The 23,072-nt window shown below is 64.4% G+C and carries 16 protein-coding genes and 2 pseudogenes; 13 read left to right on the top strand and 5 right to left on the bottom strand.

The annotated features are described in order from the left end of the window. Positions 1 to 54 precede the first annotated feature (54 nt). Positions 55 to 462: a hypothetical protein gene (locus AC1DMS_RS12345; protein ID WP_012747502.1), complete on the bottom strand. Its 408-nt coding sequence runs from the start codon at positions 460 to 462 to the stop codon at positions 55 to 57. Between the two features lie 281 nt (positions 463 to 743). On the opposite strand from AC1DMS_RS12345, the gene AC1DMS_RS12340 reads away from it, so the two are divergent. The 4 genes from AC1DMS_RS12340 (at position 744) to AC1DMS_RS12325 (ending at position 4,251) form a co-directional block, all read left to right on the top strand. Continuing rightward, positions 744 to 1,028, top strand: coding sequence for a hypothetical protein (locus AC1DMS_RS12340; protein ID WP_012747503.1), 285 nt, complete (start codon positions 744 to 746; stop codon positions 1,026 to 1,028). Between the two features lie 380 nt (positions 1,029 to 1,408). After that, entirely contained in the window at positions 1,409 to 2,677 is a 1,269-nt protein-coding gene (locus AC1DMS_RS12335; RefSeq protein ID WP_478181097.1) for a hypothetical protein, read from the top strand. 314 nt (positions 2,678 to 2,991) lie between these two features. After that, the gene (locus AC1DMS_RS12330) at positions 2,992 to 3,786 is read left to right on the top strand and encodes an endonuclease/exonuclease/phosphatase family protein (RefSeq protein ID WP_478181096.1); all 795 of its coding nucleotides are present in this window, start codon (positions 2,992 to 2,994) and stop codon (positions 3,784 to 3,786) included. 39 nt (positions 3,787 to 3,825) lie between these two features. Next, the gene (locus AC1DMS_RS12325) at positions 3,826 to 4,251 is read left to right on the top strand and encodes a hypothetical protein (RefSeq protein ID WP_478181095.1); all 426 of its coding nucleotides are present in this window, start codon (positions 3,826 to 3,828) and stop codon (positions 4,249 to 4,251) included. A gap of 764 nt (positions 4,252 to 5,015) precedes the next feature. Here the strand turns inward: AC1DMS_RS12325 and AC1DMS_RS12320 are convergent. After that, positions 5,016 to 6,842 carry a UvrD-helicase domain-containing protein gene (locus tag AC1DMS_RS12320; RefSeq protein WP_478181094.1) on the bottom strand — a complete coding sequence of 609 codons (1,827 nt, stop codon included), beginning with the start codon at positions 6,840 to 6,842 and terminating at the stop codon, positions 5,016 to 5,018. Beyond that, positions 6,839 to 8,734 carry an ATP-dependent nuclease gene (locus AC1DMS_RS12315; RefSeq protein ID WP_478181093.1) on the bottom strand — a complete coding sequence of 632 codons (1,896 nt, stop codon included), beginning with the start codon at positions 8,732 to 8,734 and terminating at the stop codon, positions 6,839 to 6,841. The genes AC1DMS_RS12320 and AC1DMS_RS12315 overlap by 4 nt, the downstream gene beginning before the upstream one ends. A 23-nt stretch (positions 8,735 to 8,757) precedes the next feature. Between AC1DMS_RS12315 and AC1DMS_RS12310 the strand changes: the two genes are divergently transcribed. Beyond that, positions 8,758 to 9,000 (top strand): hypothetical protein, encoded by a 243-nt coding sequence (locus AC1DMS_RS12310; protein WP_478181092.1) that lies wholly within the window; start codon positions 8,758 to 8,760, stop codon positions 8,998 to 9,000. A 35-nt stretch (positions 9,001 to 9,035) separates the two neighbouring features. On the opposite strand, the pseudogene AC1DMS_RS12305 reads toward AC1DMS_RS12310, so the two are convergent. Continuing rightward, positions 9,036 to 9,541 (bottom strand): annotated as a pseudogene (locus tag AC1DMS_RS12305) (SOS response-associated peptidase family protein); the annotation flags it as partial. Between the two features lie 111 nt (positions 9,542 to 9,652). Next, positions 9,653 to 9,873: pseudogene (locus AC1DMS_RS12300) on the bottom strand (haloacid dehalogenase type II); the annotation flags it as partial. 32 nt (positions 9,874 to 9,905) lie between these two features. Between AC1DMS_RS12300 and AC1DMS_RS12295 the strand changes: the two are divergent. The 8 genes from AC1DMS_RS12295 (at position 9,906) to AC1DMS_RS12260 (ending at position 22,919) form a co-directional block, all read left to right on the top strand. Next, on the top strand, positions 9,906 to 11,450 hold the full coding sequence (locus AC1DMS_RS12295) for a type I restriction enzyme subunit R domain-containing protein (protein WP_478181091.1): 1,545 nt from the start codon (positions 9,906 to 9,908) through the stop codon (positions 11,448 to 11,450). Continuing rightward, on the top strand, positions 11,447 to 11,770 hold the full coding sequence (locus AC1DMS_RS12290; RefSeq protein ID WP_478181090.1) for a YgjP-like metallopeptidase domain-containing protein: 324 nt from the start codon (positions 11,447 to 11,449) through the stop codon (positions 11,768 to 11,770). Before AC1DMS_RS12295 ends, AC1DMS_RS12290 begins: the two co-directional genes overlap by 4 nt. Continuing rightward, on the top strand, positions 11,671 to 12,141 hold the full coding sequence (locus tag AC1DMS_RS12285; protein WP_478181089.1) for a M48 family metallopeptidase: 471 nt from the start codon (positions 11,671 to 11,673) through the stop codon (positions 12,139 to 12,141). The genes AC1DMS_RS12290 and AC1DMS_RS12285 overlap by 100 nt, the downstream gene beginning before the upstream one ends. A gap of 119 nt (positions 12,142 to 12,260) precedes the next feature. Continuing rightward, the gene (locus tag AC1DMS_RS12280; protein ID WP_478181088.1) at positions 12,261 to 13,973 is read left to right on the top strand and encodes a DNA cytosine methyltransferase; all 1,713 of its coding nucleotides are present in this window, start codon (positions 12,261 to 12,263) and stop codon (positions 13,971 to 13,973) included. Further along, positions 13,970 to 15,952, top strand: a complete 1,983-nt coding sequence (locus tag AC1DMS_RS12275) for a UvrD-helicase domain-containing protein (protein WP_478181087.1) — start codon at positions 13,970 to 13,972, stop codon at positions 15,950 to 15,952. Before AC1DMS_RS12280 ends, AC1DMS_RS12275 begins: the two co-directional genes overlap by 4 nt. Continuing rightward, the gene (locus AC1DMS_RS12270) at positions 15,942 to 19,268 is read left to right on the top strand and encodes a helicase-related protein (RefSeq protein WP_478181086.1); all 3,327 of its coding nucleotides are present in this window, start codon (positions 15,942 to 15,944) and stop codon (positions 19,266 to 19,268) included. Before AC1DMS_RS12275 ends, AC1DMS_RS12270 begins: the two co-directional genes overlap by 11 nt. Next, positions 19,268 to 21,166 (top strand): DrmB family protein, encoded by a 1,899-nt coding sequence (drmB, locus tag AC1DMS_RS12265; protein WP_478181085.1) that lies wholly within the window; start codon positions 19,268 to 19,270, stop codon positions 21,164 to 21,166. Before AC1DMS_RS12270 ends, drmB begins: the two co-directional genes overlap by 1 nt. A 4-nt stretch (positions 21,167 to 21,170) precedes the next feature. Beyond that, positions 21,171 to 22,919, top strand: coding sequence for a nuclease-related domain-containing DEAD/DEAH box helicase (locus AC1DMS_RS12260; RefSeq protein WP_478181084.1), 1,749 nt, complete (start codon positions 21,171 to 21,173; stop codon positions 22,917 to 22,919). Positions 22,920 to 23,072: the final 153 nt, after the last annotated feature.

Here is a 23,072-nt window from a genome sequence, read left to right as displayed (position 1 = left end):
GCGATCGATGCAACCCAATCGGGGAATAGCGGCGCAGTCCGGCAGGATTCGTACTCAGACCGCCCGCACGTCGAAGAACGCTTCATCGGTGTCTCCAAGGTCGCGAAAGCCGGCGGTTCGGGCTGCGTCATAGGCCTTCATCCAGCGCCTGGCGAGCGCCATCTCTTCTCTCGTGAGGTCGGTTTCGCTGGATTCGCTGGCATTGTGGAACGCGCGCAGCGCACGCGTGACGTCGCCGCCGAGCTGCCGGTCGAGCTCGCGCCGGAAGCGCTGCTCCGAAACCTTGACGGCGTCCGCAGCCGGATGCGGGTAGTCGGCAAGCCGCACGGTGTAGGCAACCCGCGGTTCGGGCTCGATGTCTTCGAACCTGAAAGGCGGCTCTTCCGAAACATCGGCCTGCGGGAGCGCGGCCTCGTGGGTTGGAGCCGCAGCCTGCGGGTAGAAAAGTTCGGCCTGGTTCATGTGCATTTCTCCTCTGCCTTCTTGCTGGAAAGCGCCTGACCTTCGAACGGGTATCTCGACCGTCCGCATCAAAGCTGTATGAATATACAGTAATATCAGGACTCCGAGCCAATGCTCGAATCCCCTTTGCAGTTGCCCCCGAATCTTGGTTTTGCGGGGCCCTTGGCGACATCGCCAGGGATTCCGCCCAGCCGCGTGCTGGGCGTTTTTTTGCCTGATGGCGATCGGAGAGTCGAGCTTGTCCGACGTGCCGAAGCGCGGATCGGGGCGAGCATCGCGCCATGCAGCTTCTCCGCCGGATCGCCGTCACCGTGATCGAAGAGGAAGAGGGCGCCTACCGCTGGCGCCTGGTCGAACTCGAGGGCGAGGGCTGGCATGTCCTCAGCCAGCAGGCGAGGTCCATGAAGACCTACAAGGCCGCGATGGCCGCCGGGCTGCTCGAGCTGCAGAAGATGGTCGACGATCTCGACATCGGGCCGCGCGAGGATGAGCCCGAGCCCGCGCGGGCCAAGAAGAAGAGCGGCTCTGTCTTCGGCTTCGGATTCGGGCTGCCGAAGATGGGGTGAGGTGCCCCAAAAGGAAATGCCCCGCTACCTTTTGGGTAGCGGGGCATCCAGAGGCCTTGCGGCATGTAGTGGCTCCTCGACCTGGGCTCGAACCAGGGACCTACGGATTAACAGACCCGCCAAGGACTCCGCGAGGCACCATCGTACACACAATCACGCGCTCAAGGATCCCAATCAGCGCCGGACTTTCTTCTCCCTCAGCAACAGCAGTGCCCGGTCGGTTGAGCAGACGGGGATCCGTTCTGGATTGGTGGCAGACGAATACGGGGGCCGAACTACGGCGCCAACAGGCGCTTCGACGCTGGAAATCCCAAGCACCCGGCTTCACCTTTGCCTTCACCCAGCCAGCGGCATGGTGAAGACCAAGGTGACGGCAAGGATTGCCGCCCAGCAAGGTGCTGAGCGACCCGCAAGCGGTGCCGTGCGCGCGCTCAATCGGCGAGCGCATCGCACAGGTGGACTCGCTCGCGCTGCCGCAGGAGGCGGCAGGGCCGAAGAGCTCAAGGTCGAGTTCTCTGCGTCGCAGAAATACTGGCGAGTGGCTGTCGACCAAGGCGCTGGAGACGTCCTCGCTGGCCGCGCGCGGCCTGTGGCTCGAACCGCCTCATGCACGAGGGGAGCCCTACGGCCATCTAACCGTCAACGGGCTGCCCATGCAGCCGCTGGGGGGAGGGGGATCGAGAGGCGAGGCTCCGCGCCTACTGCGGGGAAGGGCCGAATGCGCCAACCGCCGGAATCCGCAGCCAGGACGGACGTTCCGACCTCGCCCACAATCGCATATGCCCCTCAACCGCCAGACCATTGAAGCCGCCATCAAAGCCTCCGGCGGCGCGGAGCAGCCCAGCGACCAGGTCGAGGGTCTCTTCAAGAAGCTCGTCTACCTGGAAGCAATTGGCCGCTATGGTCAGCTCCTCAAAGGCATTGCCAAGTCGAATGACAAGAGCAATTTCTTGGCACTCCTATTGGAGGCCACGTTCGCCTACCAGTTCGAGACCGCGGGGTTCCCTCTGGACTACGAGGCGAAGCAGGTAGCCGAACAGACGAGCTCTATTGATTTCAGGATGAAGGTGCCCTCAGGTGAAGCCGCCTACTTCGAGCTGCGCTTGCTGCAGCAGGACCAAAAGACAGCGGAAGACATCGCGAAGCAACTCGCGGCCACGAAGGTCTATGAGGTGCTGAAAGATGGTGAAGACGAGCAGGCCGAAGTGTTTCGGGTCCAGGGCACATTGCTTAGCAAAGTCGAGAACGCGGAGGGTAAGCCTATCAAGTTCCTCGAGAACGGAGAAGGCATATTCAACATCGTCGTGGTGTGCATCTCGGACGTCTTGATGGGCTCGGTTGACATGCACGACTGCATGCTGGCGACCTACGGGGACCCGGAGGTCCCTGAGCATTGCCGACGCGACATCTTTGGCCTGTTCCAAGAGCTGAAGCCGACCTACCCAGAGCACATCCAAGCTGCTGCGGCGCGGTTTAATCACTTCAAGGCCACCATTCAAGCAGTGCTGTTTCTCTTCAGGCCGGCCGGCTCCGGGGTGCTCGACTATTCGCTGCAACAGGTTCTTGTTTGGAACAGGAGCCTCACTACGCCAGAGGACGCCAAGCTCGTGTGCGAAGCGGTGTACAAGGCGGTCCCGCAGTTGGCGTAGCCGCGCGGGCGTCGCCAACGCGGTACCACTGTGCCTGGCGGAGCCATTCCGAATTGCCGCCTGAATGTCAGCTATGAGCGCCGATCGCGCCGGCAGAGATGTGGCAGGATGCGCCACAACCCGACATTCACCGACGAGGCCCAATTCGCTTGGGAGCCGACGTTCGAGGCGCATACCCGAGCGTGTTCCCGCCGCCGTCGCCATGTTCGAAGACATGACAAATGCCCCTCGCCAGGGCCGGTGAGCTTCAACTATCGTGTGCGTACGAGGTAGCGAACGAGAAAAGTTTTGTCCCGAGTTTCGGCTAGGGAGACATGCTTCGCTGCAACCGGCTCGGCGGAATGATGAACGGGAACCGCATGCGAATAGCCACTTGGAATGTCAATCATAGGGTTGGCCGGACGACTTTCAGACCGGAGGCGGCGCATGCTGCCTGCGCCCTGGACGCGGACCTCATCTGCTTGAACGAGTTCTATCCGAAGAGCGAAGAAGAATCCTTTAGGCGAGTGCTGTTCGAATCGGGGTACTGCCATCAGCTCATCTCACCTGCAGCCCCGAGTGGAGTGCAGGCGAACAGGGTACTTATTGCGTCTCGTAAGCCCATGGAGCAGGTCGACTTGCAGGTACCGACGCACGAACCTCACCTGCGCACAAATGTCCTTGGCGTCCGCACGGACGAACTCACGATCGTGGGTATGCGCGTCCCGGCTTACGACGGTCTTGAGGCGGCGCATCTGCTCGCGGCGTGGGAGTGGGCTTCGGACCTGGCAGCGCGACTTTGTGAGCAGCCAGCGGTCATTCTGGGGGACCTGAACGTTTCCCTGAAATCTCTTGGTTATCAGAAGGGCAGGCACCTCCAGGCCATCCTGGCAAGCGGGTGGACCCGCGTGGCAACGGTAGGGGCAACGTACCATGGACACAATGGAGTGCGCAGCGAGATTGACCATGTGCTGGTTACACGCCAATGTCGGGCGACGCATCCAGTCGTGCTGACAACCGTCGGTGAATTCTCCCTTTGCGGTCAGGCTAACTCTATCTCTGATCACGCCGTGCTCATGTGCGACCTTGAGAGCGTCCCGGTGCTCAGTTCGCCTGAGGTTTCCGAATAGGTCCCTGAATGCCTATGGGCAAATCGAGGTAGGGCGCTTATGCGGCAGCTCCGTCAGCAACTCGTCCAGGCGGCTCTCAAGTGGGAGCAGGCGTTCGGCAACGCACCCTCGATTACCTCAACTCTGTCCGAATACGATGCGGCAATGTTGTTGGGGCTTACGCTGGAGCAGTACTCCGAATGCATGTATGGTGCGACGGCTGTGCAGAAGGGCTACGATTTCGTTTTCCGGGGCAAGCGTTATCAAGTCAAGGGCAACCGGCCGAGCGGCAAGCCGGGCAGCTTTGTGACTTGCGTGCCAAAGGCGACAAACTACGAATGGGACTTCCTCGTCTGGATCCTGTACGACTCGAGGTATGAAGTTCAGGAGGCGTGGCTGTGGGAGGTCTCCGAACACATGGCGCAGTTCGATCCCATCAAACGGCTCTCGCCGGTGCACTACCGCAGGGGCAAAAGGCTTCCGTGAGCCAAGCGCCAACCTACTGGCGGATCTGAGCGTTGGCTTACTGGACGGAGGAAAGGACTGTTCTGGGCCCTAAGCCGCTGTACATGGCCTGACACACGCAAAACTCCGCTGCGCGAAATCGATATCTACAGAGGTTCAGTGGCGCGCCGCACGACGACTCAATGGCGCACGCATCGCCGTGGCCATCTACGGCTTCTGGCGCGGTTGGAAGGCCTTATGAGGGCGGAACTGTTGATCACCGCCGGCAGCACGCAGCACCCATCGCGTCAGGCAGCCCGGATGGCCTGCAGAAGGCAGCGGCATGCTTCGACAAGCACACGCCCGTAGGTCCCTCTCCACGCGGGGTCGCCCCCCCCTCTTCACTCAGCAGGAAAACAAACTGCCTCGCACCTACCACCCCCGCCGTCCAAGTTCAGCACCAGCCCACGGCCGCGCGGCCACGAAACGCCCTCATCCAGCCACGCCAACCCGGGCAACGCGCCGACCACATCCCTAGGCTCAGCTTGCTTCTCGTGCGACGAAGCGCGGCGGTCTAGAGTCGCTGCAGGGTGCGGACGGACGCGAAGCTGTCGGCAAAGCCGGCGCGGAGCACGGCGTGAAGGACGCATCGAAGGAACCAAGGGTCAGGCCGTGCGTCGACACCCGGTGCAACCCCCTTGGATTCCCAGGCCCCCTAGGAGCCCCCTTAATCGTCCCCTTCACCGGCCGTCGTCAACGGGCGCCTAGCCGATCCACCGAAACTGAGATCGGACACTGCGGTTAGATCATGGCGTTTGAGCTGTGGTCGGGATGACGGGCGTTGTCGCGACGACGGGCGCGATCAGTACGGGCGTGCTGTCCTTGGCCTTAGCCACAGGGGCCGGCATCACTGCGATGCCCACTTCCTTGAAACCCCTGGCCAGCAGCGTCGGCCTCAATTCCTTCAGAGCACTGTGCGGTACCGCTACCCACAGCAGGTCCCGGGCTCGTGTCGCCGCGACGTAGCCAATGCGACCGACCTCCGTGCTGACACCGTCCACCAACGCCTGCACATGCTCCTTGAGGGTCATGTACAGCACGGCGTCCAAGCTTTCTCCCTTAGCCTTGTGAACGGTGTCGACCCGTAGCGTTGTGGCATCGCTGTCGGCCAGATCCTCGGCACTTGCGAGCGGCGCGCTGGGCAAAGCCTTCTTGGACAGCTTACGGCCGATGTTGTCGATCGGCGTAAGGCCGAACTTTGACTTCAGACTGGCGAGCAAGACCTTGATGCGGGACAACAGCAAAGAGTGCCACTGGGTGTCGGCTATCAGCGACGAGGAGGGGAGGCCAGTAGCCGCATCGCGCGTAAATGCCCAGATCGCCCTGCGGAGCTCCCGTGCCGCTGCGTCACTGGAGGGTTGCGTGATCTGACTCACCAGGCCATGGGGCGCGTTGTCCAACAGCGCGACCACGGCGACGGCTACGCGCTGAAAAGCCTTCAGGAAGTCTTTTCGCCGGTCGCGCAGCACCGCAGCAGCCGCGAAAGCCTTGATCAGACCTTGACCAGCCGGCGCTTCGTCGCCACGCAGTGTTGCCGCGAGACCTTTTCCCCTGCAGAGGACGGCGGACCTCGTGATGTCGGCGCCGACGGCGGACATCGCGACCTGAAACGCGGTGATGAGTTGTGGGTGCTGGTCCCGCTTGTAGCCCGTGAAGAAGGCGCCATGGGGCGCGCTGGGCGCAGCTCGCTCCGCGACATCGCTTCGGCCACAGAGGCCGTTGGCAAGATCCACGATGCTAGGGGCCGACCGGAAGTTCCGTCGAAGCGAGTGCTGCTTCACGCCTGCGCGCTGAAGGTAGTCGGTCAGGAAAGTACCGTCGGCGCCCGCGAACTCGTAGATGCCCTGGTTCGGATCGCCAATGAGCGTCACGCACGAGCCGGCGCCGATGAGCAGCTCCAAGATGGCCCGATGCACTGACCCAATGTCCTGCGCTTCGTCGATCACGATGTGCGGGTAGCGGCGGGCCAGAGCCGCGAGCAGCTCGGGCCGCTCCTTCAGCGCTCGGTAAGCCCAGTAGCGTCCTAGGTCATGCGTATAGGCGCCGGTGCGGCCCAGCTTCGCGATGAGGTTGCGGGCCGTCGAGGTGTTTACCAGCTCAATCTGGTCGTTGTAGACATGGAAGAAGACCTCGTCACCGCTCACAAACGCCAAGTGAAGCGCCGTGATCGATTGTGGAAACGACGATGTCGAGAACTTGAAGCCTTCCAGGAAGGCCTCGCTGCCGGTCACCAGGAAGGCAGCCCGCTCGGACTTCATAGTCCGATGGCCATGCGGGCGGATTATGTTGGTGGTGATGAATCCGTCCAGGGTGTCGATGTTGACCCGCGACCGGCCAGCGCTGGACGGCAGGCTGCTCGCCAGGTCGTCATAGGCCTTGCGGAATGTGTCGACGGCCACGTTGGAGAACGACAGCAGCGCCACACGGCCGCGCGCCTCGCCGAGATTGCGGCGCATCCGGACGAGGCGGTGCACCGCCGTCTTAGTCTTGCCGCTGCCGGCGCATGCGATGACGCACAAAGGCACCATCGGCGCGTCGACCACCTCCTGCTGCTCAGGGGTCAGCGCACTCATGGCTTGGGATTCGCCGCCGTCTGGCAAGCGTGCTGAATGGCTGCCTGGATGTACGCCGGCACCTTGAAGGCCACCTTGTCGTCAGAAATGACCTGCGCCAGCGACTGGGCGAAGCTGCCTTTTTGCACATTGTTCTGCGGGCGCTCGAACATGCCGCGGAACAGCGCCTTGGCCTGGGCCGCATCACCCACTTCGATAGCGACAGTGGTCGTCAGGGACTTCGCGATCCTCGGGTGCAACTCGGCCAGTGCCTTGAGCATGGCCGAGCGGTTGTCCGACTCCAGTGCCAGGTCGTACTCGAAGGTCTTGAGGCCATGGAACACCTTGACGTGGGCGTCTTCGCAGGCCTTCATTTTGGCAGTGTTGGCCGAGACGGTGATGGTGTCTCCGGGCGCGGGGTACACCGGCTCCGCGTCCTCGTCCTCTTCTTCCTCTTCAGACTCGTAAACGGCGGCTGCGACCGGCGCCGCAGAACGCGCAGCGATCAGGATGTCGACCGCGGTGGCAGGAGCGGTCGGAGCTGCGGCCGGCGCTGGCGGGGGCGTCACGGCCGCTGCTGAGGGATCAGTCTTGGGCGGCACTGGATCGGCGTCGGTCAGTACTGCGACTGGAATCCTCAGCGCCTTTTCCCCGAAGAGGGGCAGGAACGAATCGAAGTTCAGTCCCTCGACGCTGATCAGGCTCACGCCGTGCTGACGCAGGTCGTAGCCGATGCGCTTGGCTAGCGCGTTAACCATCATGAGTTCAGCGGCGCCCTCGACGAAGATGACGCGGCGGGCGAAGAAGAGCTCGGCGCGCGTGACATCGAGGTAGCGCTCGAGCTTCTCGCGCTTGCCTTTCTCGAAAACGACGCTTCGCGGGAGGAAGGTCTCGACCGCAATGCCGGTGTCGACCAGGCATACTAGGCTGTCCAGGTCGGCGATGCTCGCGAAGTTCGGGGAGTGACTGGTCACGAAGAGCTGGACCGGCGTTTCACCTTGGACGGCCTGGATCGACTGCAGGTACTGCAGCAACACCGCCTGGAGCTGGGGATGCAGATGCGCCTCGGGCTCCTCGACGATCAGGCCCCGGTAGCAGGAGTCGGGATTCTTGGTCAGCTCGCTCAGCACGACCGCCATGTAGATCAGGTTGTTGAATCCCAACCCGTTTTGCTCGATCTCGAATGCGTCCACCACCAACGACAACCGTGACTTCAGACTTTTGAAGTCGCTGGCGCTCAGGCCGACATCCAGCAGCTGCGCGAGCTGCGGGCCCAGCATCGTCTTGTGTCGGTTGTTGACTGCTTCGTGCGTGTTGACGATGGGCAAGTGCGTCTTTAGCTTGCCATCGAGTTCCTGCAACGCCTTGTTGATGCCATCGATGCCGGCTTCGTCCGCCAGCAGTTGCAGAAGTCGCGCAAGCTGGCTCGTCCGGCCAGGCTTCAGGCCTTGCGAGGCGTCGCGCAGCGGCGGCAGGTACACGCCCCGTAGGTTCTCCATCATGTCCGCCGTCAGTCCGACGTCCTCGTGCTCGCCGCACCACCGCTTGGCGCGCAGGCGGCCAGCCTTGTCGGGGTCCGAGTAGCGGATTTTGATGTGTGCTTCCAGTCCGCCGGACGCGCGAGGCACCAGCGCAGCCAGGAAGTCCGCTTCGTCGTCGAGACTGAGTCCGCTGAATACGTACTCGAACACTATGTCACCGGACGATGTGCCGTCGCGGGGGCGGTGCACATCTTCTTCGCCGAGGCGTGGATAGGGTTCGTCATGGCCGGCTAGCAGCGCGCGCAAGGCATCGACCACGGCCGTCTTGCCGACGTTGTTGCCGCCGACCAGGACGTTCAGGCCAGCTTGAAAGAACAGTTCCGCGTGTTTGAGCTTGCGGAAATTCTTGATGACCAGTTTGGCCAGGTGCATTGTCTTTCTCCCCTGCCTGAAGAATGTCAGGCCTGCAGTTCGTCTCATTCGGTTGGCGGCCGCAGGGCGGCGAAATCACCTGCTTGTTGCCGGCGCTGTCGGCTGCGCTGCCTGCCGACAAGGTCGGCTTTGTCTTTGCTGCCACGGGAGGTTTTTTGCGCGCCGCCCCCGAACGTCTGATGCTAGCTGACTGCCTCGTCGCGGTTGAAGCAGGCGAACTGAGATGCCGCAAAGCTGCCGTTAGCGAACTGCGGCTTTCAGTCTGAGCAGCCTTCGGCCAGTGGCAGTTACGCACACGGTCCTATGCCGCTGGCCTGTGCTCGTAGTACGGTCGCTCCCGGTCATCGAGGACTGCGTACGAGGCCTCCAGGTTTGAGCGGTCGGGCTCAGCCAAGCGTCGACGTTCTCCGGCTTAATCGGCATGATGCAGCGGTCGTGACCGGCGGCTGCGATCTCTGCCGGCGGTTCATCGGTGATCGCCGCGAACGAGAGCCGGTCCGGCTCGCCCGGCCCTGACCATTCCGACTACAGGCATGCAACCAGCATGTCCTGCAGCGGCCGCGGCCCGAATTCAAGAACCACATCCTCGCCGTCCCGTTTCACGTGCTCATAGAAGGCATTGACGACCATGACCCCGTGCGACAAACCGAAGACGTCCTTCCAGAACCCCTCCAGGTTGTCGCGCCGGGCGTTGTAGGTGCCCGGATAGAGGGAGTCGTAGCTCGCGGGCTTTCCGGCAGGACGGCACTGATAGCGCATGGGCTTGACCACGCGCTGCCCGTCCTCCCAGATCATCACGGGGGCGTAGGAGAGACCACGGCCGAGCTGACCGCCACCGGCCGCACGTCTCTATCGATCAAGAGCTTCTCGATCGTGGAACCGCGAACCGATCGCCCCGATGAAGCGATCGCTTCAGGCTCAGAGGCCGACCAGCGCCGGCAGGCCGCCGATGTCGGAGATCTCGGTCGTGCCATAGGCCGGCATGCCGGGCTCGTGGTTGCGATTGACGAAGGCCTTGTCCTTGATGCCCACGTCGCGGGCGGACATGTGGTCATAGCGCATCGATGAGGACACATGCAGGAAGTCTTCCGCTTGGCATTCAAGCAGTCGATCATGTATTCGAAGGGGCGCAGGCGAGGCCCCGGCCCTGATCGCCGACAAGGCCCGCGACATGCTCGGCCACTACGTGACCAACATCCTGCCCAACGGTTTCAAGGCCCAGGTGGTGGCCTACAGCCGTCTGGCGGTGGTGCGCTACCTCGATGCCTTCAGCACCGCACGCGACGAGCTGCTGGCCCAGGCGGAGCAGCTGAGCGCCGAGGACAAGGCGCTCGACGACGAGGCCCTGTGCCGGCGCCCGCCCAAGGTGCAGGCCTGGCGCTACCGGGACACCCTCCGGCGCCTGGAGTTCGCGCCCGTGATCTCGGGCAGCAACAACGACGACCCGGCATGGAGGCCCTGGACCGACGGCGCAGCTCAGGAGCAGCGCATCAAGCGCTTCAAGCAGCCTTTGACCCATGCCGACCCTGTCAAGGGGGACCCCCTGGCCTTCCTCATCGTCAAGTCGATGCTCCTGACCGGCTTCGACGCGCCGATCGAGGGGGTGATGTACCTGGATCGCCCGATCCGCGAGGCCGAGTTGCTGCAGACCATCGCCCGGGTGAACCGCACGGGCCACGACAAGAAGTTCGGCATCGTGGTCGACTACTACGGCCTGGCGCACCACCTGAAGCAGGCGCTGAACGTCTATGCCGACGAAGACATCGACGGGGCCCTGCAGAGCCTGAAGGACGAGATCCCGGTGCTGCGTGATCGCCACCTGCGGGTGGTGGACCTGTTCCGCCGCCGCGGTGTCGAGAACCTGTCGGACCACGAGGCCTGCGTCGAGGTGCTGAACGACGAGCGGCTGCGCGCCGAGTTCGCGGTCAAGCTCAAGCAGTTCCTCGACACCCTGGACGTGGTGCTGCCGCGCCCGGAGGGACTGCCCTTCGCCCCGGACGCCAAGCTGCTGGCCTTCATCTACGCCCGCGCCCGCAACCGTTACCGGGACACTCCCATCCTCGGCAAGGACGTGGGCGCCAAGGTCCGCAAGCTGATCGACGACCACGTGGTGTCGATGGGGGTGGACCCCAAGATCCCGCCGGTGTCACTGACCGACGCCGACTTCGGCGAGAAGGTCGCGCGCGAGCCCAATGACCGTGCCAAGGCCTCCGAGATGGAGCACGCCATCCGGGCCCACATCCGCGAGAACCTCGACCAGGACCCCGTCGCCTATCGCAAATTGAGCGAGCGCCTGCGTGAACTGCTGGAGAGGCTGGGCGAGCAGTGGGACGACCTGACCGCCGCCCTGCGGGGACTCGTCGACGAGATCAAGGCCGGGACGATGGCGGCCGACGATCGCCTCCCCGACCTGCCGGCAAACTACGGACCGTTTCTGCGCCTGATCATCGATGCCGCGGTCGGCGACCGCGCGATCGCCGACGCCGAGCGCAAGAAGCTGGTGGACCTGACGGTGGAGCTCGTCGACATTATCGTGGGCGAGCTCACTCCTACTTTCTGGCGGCCCAACCGCAAGCCGGCGCAGGATGGCCTCGGGGCCCGGGTCTTCGAGGTCCTGATGCGATCGCGTCTGTTGCCGACTCCCCAGCTCGAGGCCCTGACCGACAGGCTGATGGAGCTGGCGCGCGCCAACCACGACCGGCTGGGCAAGTCATGAGCGCCCTATTGGTCAACGACCTGCGCTTCGAGCTGCGGCGCAGCAGCGCGCGGCGGTCGATGGAAATCATCGTGGATCGCACGGGCGAGCTGGTGCTGTCGGCGCCGCCCACGGTCGATGAGACAAGGCTGCGGGACTTCGTGCAGCGCAAGCGCATGTGGGTCTACCGGCAGCTCGCCCGCCAGGAGCCCTGGGGCAGCAGCCGCACCGGAAGGTGTTCGTGGATGGGGAAGGGTTTCCCTACCTGGGCCGCAGCTACCGCCTGCGGCTGGTGGCCGAGTCGGATGCAGCGGTCAAGCTGGTGGGCGGGCGCTTCGTGATGCCCCAGGCCCTGGCGAAGGACGGTCGCGAGCACCTGATCCGCTGGTACTGCAGCCGGGCACGACCGTGGCTGGAGGACAAGGTCGGCGAGTACGCGGCGCGGATGGAGGTCGCGCCAGCGGGGGTGCGGGTGCAGGACCTGGGGTATCGATGGGGCTCGTGCGGCAAGGGGGAATGGCTCTACTTCCACTGGAAGACGATCCTTTTGCCGGCTCGGATCGCCGAGTACGTGGTGGTGCACGAGATGGCGCACCTGCACGAGCCGCACCACACGCCCGAGTACTGGCGGCGCGTCGAGCGCGCAATGCCGGGTTTCGGGCAGCGCAGGACTTGGCTTGCCACGCACGGTGGCGAGCTGGAAGGGTTGTAGCGATTTCGACAGGTGGTGAGGAGCGAACCGGGATGGGCGTCGATCGGATCGGCCGCGCTCCATTCCCAGTATCCCGACGTTCTCTTTTTCGCGTTGCGAGTAGCCGCGCAGTGTTAATTTTGGATACAGTCGTAAAAAGCCAGATCGAAAAGGGCTGGCAGGGTCGCAGCCCGGGTGCAGGGCCCGCAGATCTGCCGACCGGCGATGCGCGGATGGCCAGCATCCGAACGAAACAAGAAGGACACAACGCAGTGGGAGGAGCATCAGCGGTCCCGATAATCGATGTCTTCGCTGGCCCGGGCGGCCTCGGCGAGGGTTTTTCCGCACTCACGGATCAAGATGGAGCGCGTGCATTCCGGATTGCGCTCTCGGTCGAGAAGGAGCCGGTCGCATGCGCAACCTTGCGGCTGCGCGCACTTCGACGGCATCTGGCCGGTGCGGGCAAGCTGGACACGTACTACGCGATGCTCCGAGGCGAGATTGACCGAAGCGAGTTCGATGCATTGCCCGTCGTTCAGGAGGCCTTGACCGAGGTCCATACCGAAATCATGAACGCGGAACTGGGCAAGTGCGACGCCGCACTTGTCGATGGCCGGATTCGGAAAGCGCTCGCCGGCGCGACCAACTGGGTATTGATCGGCGGACCCCCCTGTCAGGCGTACTCGCTTGCCGGACGGGCCAGGCGCACGAATGACGTGGCGTTCGAGGCTGACGAGAAGCACTTTCTCTATCGGGAATACCTGCGCATCATCAGGGCGCACGCGCCGCCCGTGTTCGTGATGGAGAACGTCAAGGGAATGCTGTCTTCCCATCATGGCGGCCTTCCGATCTTCTCGCGCATCTGCAAGGACTTGGCGGCGCCGGCCCGGGGTCTCTCGTACGAGATCAGGTCGCTGGTAAAGCCGTATGAGGCGTCCGACATGATGCCGGACGACTACATCATCGAAGCGGAGCGATACGGGATCCCGCAGACGCGCCACCGGGTGATCCTGCTCGGCGTTCGTTCCGACCTCTCCGACCGTCATTCCGACTTGCTCGTCGCGAGCGATCGTCCTGTCACGGTCAAGCAGACCCTGGCCGGGCTTCCTCGCATCAGGAGCAAGCTGTCACGTGGCACGGACTCGGCGGCGGCCTGGCATGCCGCAGTCCGGAAGGCGTCATCGACCGTGCGCGGGTGGGGCGTCGATGGTGAAAGGCAGGTCGTCGCAGCCATGAGCGCGGCGGCACAGGTGTCCGCAGATCTTGATGACACCGGCGCGTTGTTCAAGGGCAAGCGGTCGCCGCTTTCGGGTGCGCCAAAGGATCTGGCCCGCTGGCTCGAGGCGCCCGGTCTTGGCGGCGTCATCCAGCACGAGGCCCGCCAACATATGGCAAGCGACCTCGCGCGCTACCTCTTCGCGGCGACTTTCGCACAGGAATTCGGCTATCCGCCCAAGCTCGATGCCTTCCCTGATGCCTTGCTTCCGGACCACGAGAACGCCCGCGAGTTGATTGAGCGCCGCACGCCGTTTCCGGACCGCTTCCGGGTGCAGTGCGCCGGAGCCCCATCCAGCACGATCGTGTCGCACATCGCCAAGGACGGTCATTACTACATCCACTACGACCCGACCCAGTGCAGGAGCCTCACGGTGCGCGAGGCGGCAAGGCTGCAGACGTTTCCCGAGGACTACTTTTTCGAGGGAACTCGAACGCAGCAGTATGTCCAGGTAGGAAATGCTGTTCCGCCGCTGCTTGCCCGACGCATTGCGGAGGTGGTACACGGGCTCGTCCGCGAGCGACCGAGAAGATCACGCGAACAGCGCAGGAGCCTGGCGGAGAGCAGCGCAGCATGACCAACGCCACCGAGTCAGTCGCCGACAGCGAATTCGAGCCCACTCCCGAACAGCGGGCGGTTATCGAGGCTGCCATCGGTGAATGGCTTCTGGTGGTGGCAGGGCCTGGAACCGGCAAGACGCAGGTGGCCGCAATGCGCCTTGTGCACCTGATTCGGGAGGGCCTGCAGCCCGCGCAGATTCTGGTGCTCAGCTTCTCACGAAGCGCTGTCGCGACATTGACCCGTCGACTCGCCGCGCTCCGGCTCGCCGACGCCGGGGTCGTCGAGGATCTCCGACATCTCGCGATACGGACATTCGATTCCTGGGCATTTCGCATCCTGAGGCAGGGGGGCGCAGCAGTTTCGGAACTCCTAGCGCGTCAGCACGACGAGAACATTGTCGCGGCAACGGCGGCCTTCACCGATGGCACGAACACTGCAATCAGCGAGCGCCTGGCCGGCATCCGCCACGTCATCGTCGACGAGTTCCAGGACTTGCCCGGCGTGCGCGCCGGAATGGTGATCGAACTTCTGTCGAGACTGAATTCGGGCGGGCAGTCCGTCGGGTTCACGGTCCTCGGCGATCCGGTTCAATCCATCTACCGGTGGGCGGCTCGCTCGAGGGGGCAGCGAGAGCCACCCGATCCCTGGGACGACCTGAAGAGACGGATGGGCACTGGCCTGCGCGAGGCGCAACTGACCCGCAATCATCGATCCACCGAGAAGCTGGCGAGCATGGCCTCCAGCCTGCGGAAGATCCTGCAAAGCGACCTTCTCACTGCGGAGAAGAAGCTTGCCGCGATGCAGCGGTTTCTCGAGCGACTGCCGGCGTCACCGCGCGAAGCAAAGCTGGGTCCCGAATGGCTGGCGACATTGCCGGAGGGCACCGTCGCGGTTCTCACGAGGAGCAACGGGGAAGCGGTCCGGGTGACCAAGATGCTCTTGGGCGACCGCGTGGAGGGACCGGCAGTGTCAGTCCGGCTTCGGGTCGCTGGTTCGCAACCCATTGCGCCGGCGTGGATCGCCGTGCTCCTTTCGCAGTTCAAGCCGCAGGTCGTTTCGCGATCCACCTTTGACATGGTCTATCAGCGGGCAGAGGAGCGCTTCGACCCTCCAAGTCGCGCCTTTCTCCACATGCCACCACGCGAGAGCGCGTGGTGGCGGCTCGCACGGGCCAGCGGCGCGCCGGAACAGGCCACGTCGATAGATCTTGGTGACCTGCGCGAGCGGCTCGCCTGGCCGGACTCCTTTCCGGATGACCAGCTCGCCGAAAGCGCTGTGGTCCATGTCACGACCATCCATCAGGCCAAGGGGATGGAATTCGACAACGTCGCCTTGCTCGACCCGCGGTCTCGTGATGATGCGGCACCCGCCGAGGATCCACTCGAGGTGGCCAACGTCGGGTTCGTCGCCGTCACGAGAGCAGGGAAGGCGCTCGGCCGGATTCCTTCGGAATGCATCTACAAGGCTCCGTACGAATGCGTCCTTCCAAGTGGGAGGAGCCGCTTCCTCTCGTGGGGAAAGCTGATCAACTTGCAGTTCGGCCTTCCTGGCGACATCGATCCTGCCAGCCTTGTGGACCAGAACTTCCACGACGGGGCTGAACAGGTCGCTGCCGTGCAGCACGAGCTTGCCGCACGGGTCGCAGCACTCCGGGGGCACAAGGTCGTCCTCACGCGCATCGAATCCTCCCACGAGAAGACGCGCGCACGCGATACCCGATACGAGATCTGCCTTCAGGAGGGAGACGGGCAGGGGCTCAGGCTGGCATGCACGTCACAGCAGGTCACCACGGACTTGCTGGATCTCCTGTGGGGCCGGGGGCTGTCCCTGCCGAACAAGATATTCAACCTGCGCATCGGCGAAGTCATCTCGCTGGCAGCCCGCGGCGACGTGGCCCCGACCGTTCCCCAACCCTGGCAATCGAGCCGCCTGTGGCTCGGGATCACGCTCTTCGGAACTGGCGACTTCAAGACCTGGAAACGCAATGGCAAATGATCCGTCACGGCAGGACGAGGTGAGGGCGGCCTTGGCGGCTGCGGCTAGCGGCTTGCTCATGGGGCCGCTTCGTTCCGATGAACTCATCGAGTCTGCACCGATCGACACCTACCTGACGGGCATTCTCTGGCCGCGCGGGGCGCCGGTCGACGGCATCGACGATGACGCCGGGCTGGACTCGGGCAGTGATCCGACATCCGGAGTGGAGACAGCAGTTCCTGGCTACCGGGCCATTCGTCCCTGCTCCATCGGCATCACATTCGCGGTCGGAACGGGCGCGACCGTGATCATCAGCCTGGGTGAGACTTCGAGATACGTTCCCGTGGACATCGGGCAATCCGATCGGGTGCAGGATGACGACGCCGGGCCGGAGCCCACAGGTGGGCGCAGGCCGACCAATGCGCCGGAAGGCAGCTCACCTTCAGTGTCGGAAGAGGGCGCGCCGCAATCCGGCAAGGCCTGGGCTCGACGGCGGCTGGGGTATTCCGTGCGGCTGGGGCCGGAGTCGGGCCCCCCTCCGCCCAAGCACGAATTCATCGATGCCCAGGGACGCGCGGTCATCGATCGGCGTCTCTCGGTGCACGTGCGACGGCGTGCGGGTCCCGACCAGCACGTCCTGACCGTGACGCTGATCAACGAGGAACTGGACGACGAGAACAACTCCGGGCCCAGGGACGCCCGGTGCCTGTTCCAGGCGGGCTTGGTCGTCGAGGCCGTGGTGGGCGATGCACCCGGCATACAGCCGCGGAAAACACCGCCGATCACGAGCAGTGACGAAGATGCGCTCACAAACGCGCTGTTGTACCGGGACGTCCGGGAGTTCGCTGTCGGCCATGGCATCGCCGCGACCTGGACGTCCGACCCGGCCGACGTGGTTCGGGAAGTCCGTACGGCCTGGCTGCCCGAAACCCGTGTCTTCGGCACGAGTCCGGATGGTCACGATCTCCTGGCGGCCTTCAGGCGATCCCACCCTGACGCGCTGAAGGCCGAATTCCTCGGACGCGAATCCGCCCGGGACGCGGTCACCGCATCACTCGGTGCATTCGCAGAGTGCTACGCGCTGTGGATCCAGCAGACGCTCAGGGCACGGCAGGACCAGTTCCACGGCGAACTGCGCCGGGCGGCAGATGCCAACATCGATCGATGCGCTTCGACCCTGGGTCGGATCCGTGCCGGTGTGGATGCGCTTCGCAACGACGAGGCTGCGTGGGTTGCCTTTGCTCTGGCCAATGCCGCGATGGACCGCCAGTCGCGCTTTCGTGCCAAGGGGCAGGGCGCGAGGCCGCTGGTCTGGCGACCCTTCCAGCTGGCGTTCATGTTGCTGGTCATACCCGGACTCGCCGATCCCGCGCTGGATGATCGACAGTGCATGGATCTGCTGTGGTTTCCCACCGGTGGTGGCAAGACGGAGGCATATCTCGCGCTGACCGCGTTCCAGATCTTCCACAGGCGCCTGACGAACGGGCACCGGAGAGCGGTCGGTGGCGTCGACGTGCTCATGCGCTACACCCTGCGACTCCTGACCGTGCAGCAGTTCCAGCGTGCGGCGTCGCTGATTGCCGCATGCGATGCAATGCGCGAGACGGACGGGCGTCTTGGACATGCGCGCATTACCCTCGGGCTCTACGTTGGCGGCGACGCGACGCCCAACAACATGGAGGTTGCCCGGGAAGCCCTGGATCAGGAACACGCCGATCAGAAGCCGAAATCCTCACCCCGCCAGCTGCTCCGGTGTCCGGTGTGCGGGGCTGAGCTACCGGCCGTGGCCTACCGGGCCGACCCTTTGCAGCCGCGCATCGACATCATCTGCAGCCAGGCGGACTGCGAGACCGGCGGGCTGCCCTTGCCTGTGCTGACCGTCGATGCGACGATCTATGAGAACCCGCCTTCGTTGCTCATCGGGACCATCGACAAGTTCGCACAGATACCCAAGCGAACCGATATCCGGCGGATCTTCGGCCTCGACGGCGGACTGCCTCCGGCACTGATCGTCCAGGACGAACTCCATCTGATCTCGGGGCCGCTGGGTTCCATCGCAGGCCTCTATGAGACGAGTGTCGACCTGCTGTGCACCCGAGACGGTGTTCGCCCCAAGGTGATCGGTTCGACCGCGACCATCGGGTATGCGGCAGCCCAGGTGCGTGCACTCTTCGACCGGAGCGTGCTCCAGTTTCCGCCGCCGGGTTTCGATGCGTCCGACTCCTTCTTCGCGGTGCGCGATGCGGACGGCCCCGACCGGCTGTACATCGGCATCCCGACGGCCGGCCGCAGTCCGAAGTTCGCCCTGCAGGCGGTGATCGGTGCCCTGTTGCAATCTGCGGCCTCGCTGGTCGCGACCGGCAAGGCCGACGACGCCTCGATCGATGCCTACTGGACCTGCGTCGCCTACTTCAACAGCCTGCGCGAGCTGGGTGGCGCCTACGTCCTGATGCAGGATGACGTTCCGCGGCAGATGCAGTTCCTTGCCGGGCGGCTCGGCACGCCGAGGCGCGAGCTCGAACTCGAACCCGAGGAGCTGAGCAGCCGCCAGTCCTCACGCGAGTTGCCGGGGCTCCTGCATGCGTTGTCCACGACGCTGGCGCAGTTCAGGTCCGACCCATTCGAATACGCGGCACCGAAGGACGCCGTGCTGGCATCGAACATGATCTCGGTCGGTGTGGATGTCCCCAGGCTCGGGCTGATGGTGGTCAACGGGCAGCCCAAGTCGACCGCGGAGTACATACAGGCCAGCAGCCGGGTGGGCCGTGGCATACCCGGTCTCGTGGTCACGCTCTACAACTTCGGCCGGCCGCGCGACCTGTCCCACTTCGAGCATTTCCGCACGTATCACAGTGCTCTCTATCGCAATGTCGAGGCGACCAGCGTCACCCCATGGGCACCGCGCGCGCGAGACAAGGCGCTTCATGCCGTCGTTGCCTCGGTGGTACGGCATCTGGTGCCAGGCCTTGAGGGCGACGAGGATGCGGCACAGTTCGATCCGTCCAGTCCTTCGGTCAAGGCGCTGGTCACGTCGATACTCGCCCGCGTGTCTGCCGCGTCGGACAGCAAGGAAGCATCGGATACGAAGGACGAGATCGCCGCCGTGCTCGAGGAGTGGGCGCGCCGCAGCCAGGACGCCCGATCGTCGTCCGGCCGTCTGCGCTACTGGGAGAAGAAGGCTCCGTTCGGCAGGACGGCGCCTCACCTGATGTGCTCTGCAGAGGAGGGCGCATCAAGGGGAAGTCTCGCGTGGCCGACTCCGAACACGATGCGCGAGGTCGAGCCGTCGACGGCGTTCGTCCTCAAGGTGATTCCACGAAAGACGGGGGGCGCATAGTGGCCACGACCAGAAAACCGTTCCGTACTGGTTCGCCTTCGAAGAGCGCGACCGCTGCGATCGCGGGGGTCCAGCCCCTGGGCAAGGTGAGGCGATCCCAGACGATCGCGACCTACGGCATCGGGGCGATCATCGATCTCGAGAAGGGTTCCTTCATGCCGATGGGCCTGGAGGACTGGGAAGGCGCAACCCGCCTTCCGTCCCTCACCATCGGAGAGGCACGCCTCCAGGTCCAGCTCGGGGTGAGCCACTTCAGGCTGCCACCCGTGATGGAGGAGTTCGGGCCCTCGGGGCGCGTCGATCCGGCGCATTCCGCACCCGCCATACGCTTCCCGACATGGCATGAGTGTCCGATGTGCCATCGCATCGGCACGGAAGGCGATCCATTCCAACTGTCCGCTGACGGCAGCCAGCTCGAATGCGCAGGGCACTCCAAGGGGGTGCCCACGACGCCCGTCCGTTTCGTGCTTGCCTGCCGCAAGGGCCATATGGACGAGTTCCCGTGGGCATGGTGGGCGCACAGAAGGCGCAGCGAGGGGATTTGCGATCGGCCGGCGCTGGAGCTCAAGTCGCGGGGAAAGTCGGCTGCTCTTGCCGATCTCTATGTGCGTTGCCGCACCTGCAACTCCTCGGAGTCGATGGGTGACGCATTCCGGCCGGAGAGCCTCAAGGGCATGAACTGCCGTGGCGTCCGGCCGTGGCTTCACGACCGGCAGCCGGATTGCGACGCTCCACCCCGGGTGATCCAGCGCGGTGCCTCGAACGCACACTTCCCTGTCGTCGCATCGGCGCTTTCGATTCCGCCGGTCTCCGAGGCCACCTTCCAGATCATCGAGGGACACTGGATGACACTTGGTGCGCTTCCCGGCGAAGCGGTCGAGCCCGTCTTGACGAACCTTGCAAATGCATACGGCATTCCGCTGGACGCGCTCATGGCGGCGTACCGCGAGAAGCAGAAGATCGAGGGGATGCAGGGCGAGTTCACCGATGCCGGGTCGCGTGCGGAGGAATACGCGGCCCTGTCGAACGATCGTGACGATCCCGTCGTCGGAGGCATCGTCCCGCAATTCAGCAATGACGTGTCGGCGCCTCCCGAGGCGATCGCCCCGTGGTTCGACCTCGTCGGCGCGGTTTCCCGCCTGCGCGAGGTGAGAGCACTCGCAGGGTTCAGCCGGATCGAACCCTACCCGGTCAGTGGTGAGCGGATCGCGAAGGCCATCCAGGACGGCCTGGTCTCGCCCCTCTCGAAGGCGCCCCGCAACTGGCTGCCTGCCGCAGAGATCCGTGGCGAGGGTCTGTTTCTCCGGTTCAGGAGCGACGCCATCGACACGTGGGTTGCAGCGAATCCAGCGATTGGCAAGCGCGTCCGGGTGCTGGAAGGGCGTTCCGCTGCCGTCGCGCAGGAGCGCGGACACCCCCGCGACTACCGCATTACTGCCAGGCTGCTGCTCGTCCACTCCTTCGCTCATGCACTGATCCGGACGATCTCGATCGACTGCGGATACTCCTCCTCGGCGCTGCGCGAGCGGCTCTATGTGGGTGAAGCAGACGAGCTGCGCCCGGCCATGAATGGCGTCCTCATCTACACGGGGTCGCCGGATTCGGAAGGCAGTCTCGGTGGATTGGTCCGTCTGGCAGAACCGGGGCAGCTGGAGCGGATCGTGCTCCAGACCATCCGCAACGCACGCTGGTGCGGGAGCGACCCGGTCTGCCTAGAGGCTGACCCCGCCCAGTCCGGCGATCGCATTAGCGGCGCCGCGTGCCACTGCTGCCTTTTGGTGCCCGAGACGGCGTGCGAGAAGTTCAATCGCGAGCTGGATCGCACGATGCTCGTCGGCTCCCCCGAGTCGTCCGAGTTCGGCGACTGGCAAGGCTATTTCGGAAACCAGGCGGACTGACCCGATGGCGACACTGATTCCAGACCAGCCCAAGGACTGCAAGTACGGCGAGCGGATCGTCTATGAAAAGCTTGGCCGGGACCTGGATGCCGACTGGATCTGCATGCACTCTCTCGGTCTGCACGGGCACGAGACAAAGATCTGGGGCGAGGCCGACATCGTCGTGCTTTCGACCAGGGGATTCTTCTCGCTGGAAGTGAAGGGCGGAAAGGTCGCCTGTCGCAACGGCGTATGGGTGTTCGGCGAGCCTGGCGGCCTGACGTACGAGAAACGCGAAGACCCCTGGACGCAGGCCAAGGGGACGATGTTCGCGGTCCGCAAGAGGCTCGTCGAGGCCGACGCGGGATTCAGGGACCTGCTGGACGGCTTCGGCGTCGTCATGCCCATGGAGACATTCACCACGACGGGCGCCGAGATCGAGCCCGCGGTGCTTCTCGACAAGCGCGAATTCAGGCGGAACCTGGGCTACTACATCGGGCAGCTCCACCGTCATTGGATGGCCACATACCAGGCCAAGCACGGCCGCACGCCGAGGCTGCCCACGCGGGCAGACATACAGCGGGCCCGGCAGATCCTTCGACCCGATGTCGACTCCGCCTTCAGCCTGGGAAGCTACCTGACGGGCGTCGAGTCCAGACTGGTGCAGCTCTCCCGGGACCAGATTCGTGCATCGCGACGCATGTCGGCCAACCCGCGCACGATCGTGAGGGGCAAGGCCGGCACGGGCAAGACAGTCATTGCTGTCGAGCGGGCGAGGCAGCTTGCCGCCGAAGGATGCAAGGTGCTGTTCCTCTGCTTCAACCAGCTCCTCGCCGAGCACATCCGTATCGGGATGTCCACTGATCCGCTTGCACGGAACATCGACGTTCGACACGTGCACGCGCTATACCGCGATGTCATCGCCAAGGCGGGCATGCTCGATCGGCTCGAGGCCGCACCGAACACGCAGCAACTGTTCGCGGAGGTGTTCCCGCGCGCCTTCGTCGAAGCCGCGCTGGAGTGCGGCCTTCCTTCATGGGATGTGCTCGTGATCGACGAGGCCCAGGATCTGCTCACGCCCGACAACATCGACGCCTTCGACCTGATGCTCGGAGACGCAGGAATCAATCGTGGACGCTGGCACATCTTCTTCGATCGCAACCAGAACATCTACGGCGTCGACGTGCAGGATCAGGTAGACAGGCGCCTCGCCGAGGCGCAGCCTGCCTTCGACGACCTGTTCGAGAACTGCCGCAACACCCGCCAGGTCGCCGTGCAGTCATCGATCATTTCCGGCATCGATCTGGCGATCGAAGGTGCACCCGAAGGGCCGGAGTGCGACAACATCTACAGCCGCGATCGGAAGGCGCTGAAGACCTCGCTCGAGGCCACGGTGGCCAGACTCCTCAAACAGGATGTCCGTCCACAGGACATCGCCGTCCTCTCCACCCGGACTCGCGAGAACTCGCTGGTGGCCGACGTCCGCGATTTGGCGAGGGTGCCACTTGTGGATGCGGCCACGGCCAAGGAAGGCGACATGATCTTCTCCACCATGCACGCCTTCAAGGGGCTGGAGCGGCTCGTCGTGCTGGCTATCGACCTGGACGGCATGGGCGAACCCGAGAGGTCGATGCTCCACTACGCCGGCCTGTCGCGAGCCCGGGGACTGCTGCATGTCCTGCTGCCCGAAGCGTCCCGCGCCCCGTACGGGAAACAGGCCGGGGCCTTCGCCGCGAGAATGCCCGGTCACATGTCCAGCACTCGAGCGGCCTGACGGTCCTGCTCCATGGAAGCGATCCGATCCTTCGAACGGCCGATCCTCGACCCGCCCCGCGAATTTCGAGTGCGGCACGGAGAGCCGGAAGGGGCAAGCGGGAGGCGACCCGGGAACCACCGGGGGACGTGGTGATGAACGTGGTCTTCACCG

The sequence above is a fragment of the Variovorax sp. 05T418 genome (genome assembly GCF_056396385.1).
Note: the sequence above shows the minus strand (reverse complement) of the source record. Positions and strands in the feature narration are given on the sequence as shown.